10 protein-coding genes and 1 tRNA gene are annotated in these 9,367 nt (G+C 67.8%); 8 read left to right on the top strand and 3 right to left on the bottom strand.

Annotated features, from left to right (window positions below):
* Window positions 1-7: 7 nt before the first annotated feature.
* Genes H0W38_RS09680 through H0W38_RS09670 form a run of 3 tightly spaced genes read right to left on the bottom strand, consistent with a single transcriptional unit; the run spans window position 8 to window position 1,893 of the window.
* Window positions 8-826 (bottom strand): UDP-2,3-diacylglucosamine diphosphatase, encoded by an 819-nt coding sequence (locus tag H0W38_RS09680; protein WP_292453288.1) that lies wholly within the window; start codon window positions 824-826, stop codon window positions 8-10.
* A gap of 31 nt (window positions 827-857) precedes the next feature.
* Window positions 858-1,364 carry a peptidylprolyl isomerase gene (locus tag H0W38_RS09675; RefSeq protein ID WP_292453286.1) on the bottom strand — a complete coding sequence of 169 codons (507 nt, stop codon included), beginning with the start codon at window positions 1,362-1,364 and terminating at the stop codon, window positions 858-860.
* A 1-nt stretch (window position 1,365) separates the two neighbouring features.
* Complete coding sequence (locus tag H0W38_RS09670) at window positions 1,366-1,893, bottom strand: peptidylprolyl isomerase (RefSeq protein ID WP_292453292.1); 528 nt, start codon at window positions 1,891-1,893, stop codon at window positions 1,366-1,368.
* 196 nt (window positions 1,894-2,089) lie between these two features.
* Between H0W38_RS09670 and cysS the strand changes: the two genes are divergently transcribed.
* The 8 genes from cysS to H0W38_RS09630 form a co-directional block, all read left to right on the top strand.
* Window positions 2,090-3,481, top strand: a complete 1,392-nt coding sequence (cysS, locus tag H0W38_RS09665; RefSeq protein WP_292453284.1) for a cysteine--tRNA ligase — start codon at window positions 2,090-2,092, stop codon at window positions 3,479-3,481.
* Between the two features lie 41 nt (window positions 3,482-3,522).
* Complete coding sequence (locus tag H0W38_RS09660) at window positions 3,523-4,176, top strand: DNA-3-methyladenine glycosylase 2 family protein (protein ID WP_292453281.1); 654 nt, start codon at window positions 3,523-3,525, stop codon at window positions 4,174-4,176.
* Window positions 4,177-4,212: 36 nt separating this feature from the next.
* A complete protein-coding gene (locus H0W38_RS09655; RefSeq protein ID WP_292453278.1) occupies window positions 4,213-5,184 on the top strand; it encodes an acetyl-CoA carboxylase carboxyltransferase subunit alpha in 972 nt (323 codons plus the stop codon).
* A gap of 64 nt (window positions 5,185-5,248) precedes the next feature.
* Window positions 5,249-6,562: a tRNA lysidine(34) synthetase TilS gene (gene tilS, locus H0W38_RS09650; RefSeq protein ID WP_292453275.1), complete on the top strand. Its 1,314-nt coding sequence runs from the start codon at window positions 5,249-5,251 to the stop codon at window positions 6,560-6,562.
* 98 nt (window positions 6,563-6,660) lie between these two features.
* Window positions 6,661-7,941, top strand: coding sequence for an aspartate kinase (locus H0W38_RS09645; RefSeq protein ID WP_292453271.1), 1,281 nt, complete (start codon window positions 6,661-6,663; stop codon window positions 7,939-7,941).
* A gap of 13 nt (window positions 7,942-7,954) precedes the next feature.
* Window positions 7,955-8,047, top strand: a tRNA-Ser gene (locus H0W38_RS09640).
* A gap of 46 nt (window positions 8,048-8,093) precedes the next feature.
* Complete coding sequence (locus tag H0W38_RS09635; protein ID WP_292453269.1) at window positions 8,094-8,555, top strand: LEA type 2 family protein; 462 nt, start codon at window positions 8,094-8,096, stop codon at window positions 8,553-8,555.
* A 74-nt stretch (window positions 8,556-8,629) separates the two neighbouring features.
* A partial coding sequence (locus H0W38_RS09630) for an N-formylglutamate amidohydrolase (RefSeq protein WP_292453267.1) occupies window positions 8,630-9,367 on the top strand: 738 nt, incomplete at its 3' end.

Genomic DNA, 9,367 nt, shown 5'->3' with positions numbered 1-9,367 from the left:
ATCACGGTCAAGCGGCCGGCGCCGGGCCTGCGGGGGCGACACGCTCGAGGCCGCGCTCGCTCAGGCGCAGCACACCGCAGCGCGCCGGCGTGCGGTCGAGTTCCCAATCGGTGAGCACCAGGCGCGTAAAGCCCGGCGCGATCTCCTCGGTGGCGGGACGATGAGTGTGGCCATGCACGAGGAGCCGCGTGGCCGCCTCGTGCATCCATTGCACGGCGGCCGCAGGGTCGACGTCGGCCCCGCTTTGCGCCGGCTGAGCACGCTGGTGCTCGGCGCTGCCCTCGCGCATGCGAGCGGCCAAGGCGCGACGCTCCGTGAGCGGCCGCTTCAGAAAGGATCGCCGCCATTGCTCCGTGCGAACTTCGCCGCGAAAGCGCTGGTAGGCGGTGTCGCCCAGACACAGCGCGTCGCCGTGTGTCAGCAGCAGTCGCTTGCCGAAGGCCACGAGCACGGTCGGGTCGGGCAGGGCCATCACGCCGCATTCCTGCAGAAAACTCCCACCGAGCAGGAAGTCGCGGTTGCCGGCCATGAAAGCAAGGCTGCGCCGCGCCGAGGCGTCCTTCAGCATGTCGGCAATGCTCGCCTCGAAGGCGTCGTGTCGCGCGTCGTCACCGACCCAGGTCTCGAACAGATCTCCGAGGATGAAGACTGCATCGGCCGAGGTGTGGAGCAAATGCGCAGCCAGGGCCTGCGTCGTGCGGGGTTGACTGGCCTGCAGGTGCAGATCGGAGATGAAGTCGATGCTGAGCCATGCCGGAGGAGCCGCAAACTCCCAGAACTGCGGCAGTGGCGGGCCCGCTCCGTGCCAAGCTTGGCTTGCGGTCACCGTGCGCTCGTGATTTGCGGTGGTGCGCGCCTCAGCCGGTGACCTCGACCGCACGCTCGATCACCACGTCTTCGAGCGGCACGTCGTCGAAGCCGCCGCGGTGGCCGGTCTTGGAGCGCTCGATCGCATCGACGACCTCGGTGCCCTCGACCACCTTGCCGAACACCGCGTAGCCCCAGCCCTGCGGGCTCTCGGACTTGTGGTCGAGAAAGCCGTTGTCGGCGGCGTTGATGAAGAACTGCGCGCTGGCCGAGTGCGGCGCGTTGGTGCGCGCCATGGCCAGCGAGTACTTGAGGTTCTTCAAGCCGTTGTTGGCTTCGTTGGCGATCGGCGCCTTGGCCGGCTTTTGCGTCATGCCCGGCGCGAAACCGCCACCCTGCACCATGAAGCCCTTGATGACGCGGTGAAACACCGTGCCGTCGTAGTGACCGTCGGCCACGTAAGCGAAAAAGTTCTCGACCGACTTGGGCGCCTTGGTGTCGTCGAGTTCGGCGCGGATCATGCCGTGGTTGGTGTGCAGTTCAACGAATCTTGTCATGTCATTTCTCCAGCGTGGCTGACTTGATGATCACCGGATCGACCGGCACGTCCTGGTGGCCGCCGGTGGTGGTGGTCGGCACGGCGCGGATCTTGTCGACGACGTCCATGCCGTCGATCACCTTGCCGAACACCGCGTAGCCGTTGCCGTCGCGCGCGTTGGCGGGGTCGAGGAAAACGTTGTCCTGCACGTTGATGAAGAACTGCGCGGTCGCGGAATTGGGCTCGTTCGTGCGGGCCATTGCGACCGTCCCGCGGGCGTTGCGCAAGCCGCCCTTGTTCTCCAGGGCGATCGGCGCAGCCGTCTTCTTCTCGACCATGTCCTTGTCCATGCCACCGCCCTGGATCATGAAGGTGGGAATCACTCGGTGAAAGACCGTGCCCTTGTAGTGACCGTTCTTCACGTAGCCGAGAAAGTTGTCGACGGTCTTGGGCGCTTTCTCGCGATCGAGTTGCAGCACGATATCGCCCAGACTGGTGGCCAGGCGCACCTTTTGCGCCAGTGCGCCAGTGTGCATTCCCAGTGTCATCAGCAGCGCGCAGGGCAGGGCCCAAAGTCTTGAAACCATCCGGCTTTCTCCTGTCTCGAGGGCCGCGAAAGGACCCGTACCGGCAGGGATTGTGGCCCCGTCACAAGTGCCTTGGCGCGAGCAGTGCCATCGCTATACTGCGGCGCTTGCCGAACGCGGGCCTGTCGCCGCGCGTCGCCGCCGCGACCTTCGCCCGATGAGCCTGCGCATTCACAACACCCTGAGCCGTAGCATCGAGCCGTTCGAGCCGATCGAGCCGGGGCACGTGCGGATGTACGTGTGCGGCATGACGATCTACGACCTGTGCCACGTCGGCCATGCGCGCATGATGATGGCCTTCGACGTGGTGCAACGCTGGCTCAAGGTGTCGGGCTTTCGCGTGACCTACGTTCGCAACATCACCGACATCGACGACAAGATCATCAAGCGCGCGATCGAGCGCGGCGTCACCATCCGCGCGCTGACCGACGAGATGACCGCCGCGATGCACCGCGACATCGGTGCGCTCGGCATCGAGCCGCCCACTTTCGAGCCGCGCGCGACCGATCATGTCGGTGCGATGGTGGGCTTGATCGAGCGGCTCGAAGCGAACGGCCTGGCCTACCGGGCGCCGGCTGGCGACGTCAACTTTTCGGTGCGGAAGTTTCCCGGCTACGGCCGGCTTTCCGGCAAGTCGATCGATCAGCTGCGCGCTGGCGAACGGGTCGCCGTTCTGGAGGGCAAGGACGACCCGCTGGACTTCGTGTTGTGGAAAGCCGCCAAGCCGGACGAGCCCGCCGATGCAAAATACGACGCGCCCTTCGGTGCCGGCCGCCCGGGCTGGCACATCGAGTGCTCGGCCATGGCGCATGCGCTGCTCGGCGAGCGCTTCGACATCCACGGCGGTGGCATGGACCTGCAGTTCCCACATCACGAAAACGAGATTGCGCAAAGCGATGGCGCCTTCCACCTCGGCAGCGGCGAGAGCTTCGTCAAGGTCTGGATGCACAACGGCTTTCTCAATGTCGACAACGAGAAGATGTCGAAGTCGCTCGGCAACTTCTTCACCATCCGCGACGTGCTGCAGCACTACGACGGCGAGACGCTGCGCTTTTTCATGCTGCGCGTGCATTACCGCAGCCCGTTCAACTACAGCGACGCGGGACTCGACGATGCGCGCAATGCGCTGCGGCGGCTGTATACCGCGCTCGGCGCGGTGACACCTTCCCCGGCATCGACGGCGATCGACTGGTCGGATCCGCATGCGGCGCGATTCAAGGCGGCGATGGACGACGACTTCAACACGCCGATCGCGACCTCGGTGTTGTTCGATCTGGCGGGCGAGGTCAATCGCAGCCGCTCGCCGGAGTCCGCCCTGCTCTTGCGCGCGCTCGGCGCCACCCTGGGCCTGCTGCAGCAACCGCCGGCCGACTATCTGCAGGGTGGTTCAGGCGTCGAGGAGTCGCACATCGCCGAGCGCATCGCCGCGCGCGCCGCAGCCAAGGCGGCAAGGAATTTCGTGGAGGCCGACCGCATCCGCGAGGCGCTGGCCACCGAAGGCATCGTGCTCAAGGATTCGGCCGCCGGCACGACCTGGGTCAAGGCCTGAGCGGCTCGCCCGCCTCGGCCGCCGCGCTCACCGGAACCAGCATGTCGCCCCGCGGCTCCAGTCTCGTCACGCCCGACTATTGGGACGAGGCCTGCAAGCACCTCGGCAAGCGCGACCGCGTGATGAGAAAGCTCATTCCGCAGCTCGGCGAGGCGCGGCTGCAGTGCCGCGGCGACGCCTTCACCACGCTGGCGCGCTCCATCATCGGCCAGCAGATCTCGGTGAAGGCGGCGCAGGCCGTGTGGGAGCGCTTCGTCGCGCTGGCGGGCAATGCTTCTGCGCGGGTGTTGCCGGGGGAAGTGCTGGCGCTGGAGGTGGCGGCGATGCGGCTGGCCGGCCTGTCGGCGCGCAAGATCGAGTATCTGCGCGACCTCGCCGGGCACTTCGACGCCGGCAGCGTGCACGTCAAGGCCTGGGTGGCGATGGACGACGAGGCCATCATCGAGGAGCTGGTGGCGATTCGCGGCATTGGCCGCTGGACCGCCGAGATGTTCCTCATCTTCCACCTGATGCGCCCCGACGTGCTGCCGCTCGACGACGTCGGGCTGTTGCAAGGCATCAGCCGGCATTACTTCAGCGGCGAGCCGGTTTCCAGGGTGGAGGCGCGCGAGGTCGGCGATGCGTGGGCGCCGTTCCGCTCGGTCGCCACCTGGTATCTGTGGCGCAGCCTGGACCCGCTGCCGCTGGCCTCCTGAGACAATTGTCCGGGCCTGAAAAAACGAGGGGTTCCAGTGAGCAAGAAGCATTTCCTGGAGTTCGAGCAGCCGATCGCCGAGCTCGAGAGCAAGATCGACGAGTTGCGTTACGTGCAGAACGAGTCGGCGGTCGACATCTCCGAGGAGATCAACCGCCTCTCCAAGAAGAGCCTGCAGCTGACGAAGGAGGTTTATGCGCAGCTCACGCCCTGGCAGGTGACACAGATCGCGCGCCATCCGCAGCGGCCCTACACGCTCGACTACATCAACGAAGTCTTCACCGAGTTCCAGGAACTGCACGGCGACCGCAGCTTCGCCGACGACCAGAGCATCGTCGGCGGCCTGGCGCGCTTCAACGGCCAGGCCTGCATGGTGCTCGGGCACCAGAAGGGGCGGGACACCAAGGAGCGCGCGGCGCGCAACTTCGGCATGTCGCGCCCGGAGGGCTATCGCAAGGCGCTTCGGCTGTTGGAGCTGGCGGAGAAGTTCGGCTTGCCGGTGTTCACCTTCGTCGACACGCCCGGCGCTTATCCGGGGATCGGCGCCGAGGAGCGCGGGCAGAGCGAGGCCATCGGTCACAACATCTTCGTGATGGCCGGGCTGGAGGTGCCGATCATCACCACCATCATTGGCGAGGGCGGCTCGGGCGGGGCGCTGGCCATCGGCGTCGGCGATCAGGTGCTGATGCTGCAGTATTCGGTCTATTCGGTGATCTCGCCGGAGGGCTGCGCCTCGATCCTGTGGAAGACCGCCGAGCGCGCCAGCGACGCCGCCGAAGCGATGGGCATCACCGCGCACCGGCTGAAGGCGCTCGGGCTCATCGACAAGATCGTCAGCGAGCCGGTCGGCGGCGCCCATCGCGATCCACTGCAGATGGCCGCGTACCTCAAGCGTGCCCTCGGCGACGCACTGCGGCAGGTGGTCGATCTCAAGCCGCAGGAACTGCTCGACAAACGCTATGCACGGCTCAAGAGTTACGGCCGCTACACCGACACCACCGAGCGGTGAGGCGTGCGGCTCCGGGCTTGCCTGTCCAAACCCGGACGGGCCGAACGGGCAAAGCGTTCCCGTTTTGCCCTCCAACGGCCCGGCGGCCACGGTCGCGGTGGCCTACAGCGGCGGGCGCGACTCGACCGCCCTGCTTCACGCGACGCTGCAGGCCGCCGCGCAGACCCGCCTCACCGTCTGTGCGCTGCATGTGCACCACGGGCTGAGCCGCCACGCCGACGACTGGCTCGCGCACTGCGAACACCAGTGCCGCGGCTGGGCGGAGGCGGGGCTGCCCGTGCGCTTCAAGGCCGAGCGGCTGGGGCTGCAGCCGGCGACCGGAGAAAGTATCGAGGCGGCAGCTCGAACGGCACGCTACGAGGCGCTGCGCTGCATGGCCGTGGAATGTGGCGCCGACGCGGTCTTGCTGGCGCACCACCGCCGTGATCAGGCAGAGACGCTGTTGCTCCAGGCGCTGCGCGGCGCCGGCGTCGCGGGCCTGGCCGCCATGCCGGGTTCCATCGAACGCGACGGCCTGACCTGGGTGCGGCCGTGGCTCGAGCAGCCGCGCTCGGCCATCGAGGCTTATGTGCTCGCGCACCGGCTGCGCCACATCGAAGACGACAGCAACGCCGACCCGCGCTTTGCGCGCAACCGTCTGCGCCTGGCGGTCTGGCCGGCGCTGTGCGAAGCTTTTCCGCAGGCTGAAACCACGCTGGCCGATGCGGCCGCCTGGGCGCAGCAGGCGAGCGCGTGCGCGGCTGATCTGGCCGCGATCGATCTCGCGGGCTGCAGCAAAGGGCCCGCGCTCGAACTCGCCGCCTGGGAGCGGCTGCCGTCTTACCGGGCCTGCAACGCCTTGCGTGCCTGGCTTCGCAAGGCGAGCGGGCAGAGCCCGAGTGCGGCGGAGGTCGAACGCTTGATGCGCGAATTGCCGGCGGCTGCTGCCCCGGCGCGCTGGTCCTTGCAGGCCGGTGGCCTGCGGCGTTATCGCGGCCGACTGGCGTTCGAGCCGCTTCCCATTGCCGGTGCGAAGGTGTGCCGCGAGAGCAGCGTCAGCCTGCACCGAGCCGGACGCTATCCGCTGCCCGGGTGGGGCGGCGTGCTGGTCGCCCTGCGTGCCGGCGAAGGTGGCGTGGCGCTTGCACGGTTGGCGCGGCTGGAGCTTGCGCCACGCAGTGGCGGCGAGCAGTTCCAGGGCGCACCCGGGCGTCCGCCGCGCAGCCTGAAGAAGCAGTTCCAGGCTGCCGCGCTACCGGCCTGGGCGCGCGAGGGACCGCTGCTGCTCAACGCGGGCCAACTGGTCTTCGTGCCCGGACTCGGCATCGATGCGCGAGTGATCGCTGCCCCCGGCGAGCCGCAGCTGGTGCTGCGCTGGGAGACTGCCGGCTCGCCTTGAGCCGGCCGCCGCCCGGTTGGAACGCCGTGGCGGCCCGCTAAACTCGCGGGTTTCGCGGCGCCAGGCACTGCGCCTCAACCCTCTTCGCGCTTTTCCTCATGGCATTGATCGTTCACAAGTACGGCGGCACGTCGATGGGCTCGACCGAGCGCATCCGCAACGTGGCCAAGCGCGTCGCCAAGTGGCACCGTGCCGGCCATCAGATGGTGGTCGTGCCTTCGGCGATGAGCGGCGAGACCAACCGCCTGCTCGGCCTGGCCAGGGAACTCGCGCCGGGCAACGAAACCGCATCGTTCCATCGCGAGCTCGACATGATCGCCGCCACCGGCGAGCAGGTCTCGGTCGGGCTGCTGGCCATCGCGCTACAGGCCGAGGGTTTGGACGCGGTCAGCTATACCGGTTGGCAGGTGCCGGTGCAAACCGACAGCGCCTTCACGAAGGCGCGCATTCAGCGCATCGACGACGCGCGCGTACGTGCCGATCTGGGCGCCGGCAAGGTGGTGGTGATCACCGGCTTCCAAGGCATCGACCCCGACGGCCACATCACCACGCTGGGCCGCGGCGGCTCGGACACTTCGGCGGTGGCGGTGGCTGCGGCCATGAAGGCCGCCGAATGCCTGATTTACACCGACGTCGATGGCGTCTACACGACCGACCCGAGAGTCGTGCCCGAGGCGCGGCGCCTGGCGGCGATCAGCTTCGAGGAAATGCTCGAGATGGCCAGCCTGGGCTCCAAGGTGCTGCAGATCCGCTCGGTCGAATTCGCCGGCAAGTACCGCGTGCCGCTGCGCGTGCTGTCGAGCTTCACGCCCTGGGACATCGACTTGGCGCAAGAAGCCGCGTCGGGCACCCTGATCACCTTCGAGGAAGACGAGAACATGGAACAAGCTGTCGTGTCGGGCATCGCCTTCAATCGCGATGAGGCCAAGGTCACCGTGACGGGCGTGCCCGACCGGCCGGGCATCGCCTTCCAGATCCTCGGCCCGGTGGCCGACGCGAACATCGATGTGGATGTGATCATCCAGAACGTGTCGCACGATGGTCGCACCGACTTTTCGTTCACGGTGCACCGCAACGATTACGTGCGCACGATCGAGTTGCTCGAGGCTTCGGTGCTGCCGGCCACCGGCGCCGAGCAGGTGACGGGCGATCCGAAGATCTGCAAGGTCAGCATCGTCGGCATCGGCATGAGGAGCCACGTCGGTGTGGCCAGCAAGATGTTCAGGGTGCTCTCGGAGGAGGGCATCAACATCCAGATGATTTCCACCTCGGAGATAAAGACCAGCGTGGTCATCGACGAGAAGTACATGGAGCTGGCGGTTCGCGCTCTGCACAAGGCCTTCGGCCTCGATGCGCCGGCCCCGATGCCTGCTGCATAATGGCCGCCGGCGAGGAGACGTGACCGAGTGGCCGAAGGTGCTCCCCTGCTAAGGGAGTATGGGGCTTAAAACTCCATCAAGGGTTCGAATCCCTTCGTCTCCGCCACCCCTGCAAAAGCCCGCTTAGGCGGGCTTTTTTTCCCTCATTCGCCATGCTGATCCGCCTTGTCGCCTTGCTCCTCGCCCTCGCTTTGAGTGCGTGCGCGGGCTTGACGCGGCATGAGCCGGTGCGGGTGGCGATTGCTGCCGTGGAGCCCTTGCCCGGCGAGGGTCTGGAGTTGCGCTTCCTCGTTAAACTGCGCCTGCAGAACCCGAACGATGCGGCGCTCGACTTCAACGGCGCCTTCATCGAGCTCGATGTGCGCGGCCAACCCTTCGCCAGCGGCGTTTCCGATGTCGCGGGCACCGTGCCGCGATACGGCGAGGCTGTCGTGGCGATACCGGTCACGGTGTCGGCCCTGCAAGCGGTGCGCCAGGCCATCAGTGCGGTGGGCCGCAGAGACATGTCGCGCTTGGACTACGTGCTGCAGGGCAAGCTGGCCGGCGCGGGATTCGTCGACATGCCCTTCGAGACACGCGGCGAACTCGATTGGTCCGACGCGCTGGGGCGCTGAACCCATCGCGAACCGGCGACCCCGCTCTGCGCCTCACCGATCCTGAAGCGGTCGCCCGCCACCCGAAGCGCCTCGTGGACCGGTTGCTGATCACCTGCGAGCACGGGGGGCGACGCGTGCCGCCGCGCTACCGGGCCCTGTTCGCCGAGCACGGCGCGCTGCTCGAGACGCACCGCGGCTGGGATTTCGGCGCCCTGCAACTGGCCCGCGAGATGGCCGCGGCCTTTGGCGCGCCGCTGCATGCGTCGAGCACCACGCGCCTGCTCATCGACCTGAACCGCTCGATCGGCCATCGGCAGCTCTACTCCGAGGCGACGCGAGCGCTCAGCGCGGCCGAGCGCGCCGAGATCGCCAGCCGCTATCACCAGCCCCACCGCGACCGCGTGCTGGCCGAAGTGCAGCGCGCCTTGGAGCCGGGCCGGCGCGTGGTGCACATCGCCTCGCACAGCTTCACGCCGGTGTGGGACGGCGTCGTGCGCAACGCTGACGTTGGCCTGCTCTACGACCCGGCACGCCCGAGCGAGGTGCTGCTCGCGGCGCGCTGGCGCCAGGCGCTTGCCAGGCGGTGCCCGGGCTTGAACGTGCGCCGCAACTATCCGTACGCGGGCCGCGGCGACGGCCTGACGGCGCTGCTGCGCCGTCACCATCCCGCCGAGGCGTACGTCGGCATCGAACTCGAAGTCAATCAACGCCATGTGCTGCGCGGCGGCCGCGCCTGGGCGGCACTGCGCGGTGCGCTGATCGCCACGCTGCGCGAGGCACTCGACGGGGCGACACCGCCCGGCAGCGTCCCGGAGCGCACAGACGCGGCC

The sequence above is a fragment of the Methylibium sp. genome (genome assembly GCF_013817365.1).
Classification (GTDB): domain Bacteria; phylum Pseudomonadota; class Gammaproteobacteria; order Burkholderiales; family Burkholderiaceae_C; genus Methylibium.
Note: the sequence above shows the minus strand (reverse complement) of the source record. Positions and strands in the feature narration are given on the sequence as shown.

What these genes read in the sequence shown, in the direction of transcription:
- cysS (WP_292453284.1), top strand. Translation starts at nt 2,090, where the DNA reads ATGAGCCTGCGCATTCACAACACCCTGAGCCGTAGCATCGAGCCGTTC.
- H0W38_RS09635 (WP_292453269.1), top strand. Translation starts at nt 8,094, where the DNA reads ATGCTGATCCGCCTTGTCGCCTTGCTCCTCGCCCTCGCTTTGAGTGCG.
- H0W38_RS09660 (WP_292453281.1), top strand. Translation starts at nt 3,523, where the DNA reads ATGTCGCCCCGCGGCTCCAGTCTCGTCACGCCCGACTATTGGGACGAG.
- H0W38_RS09645 (WP_292453271.1), top strand. Translation starts at nt 6,661, where the DNA reads ATGGCATTGATCGTTCACAAGTACGGCGGCACGTCGATGGGCTCGACC.
- H0W38_RS09670 (WP_292453292.1), bottom strand. Translation starts at nt 1,893, where the DNA reads ATGACACTGGGAATGCACACTGGCGCACTGGCGCAAAAGGTGCGCCTG.
- H0W38_RS09675 (WP_292453286.1), bottom strand. Translation starts at nt 1,364, where the DNA reads ATGACAAGATTCGTTGAACTGCACACCAACCACGGCATGATCCGCGCC.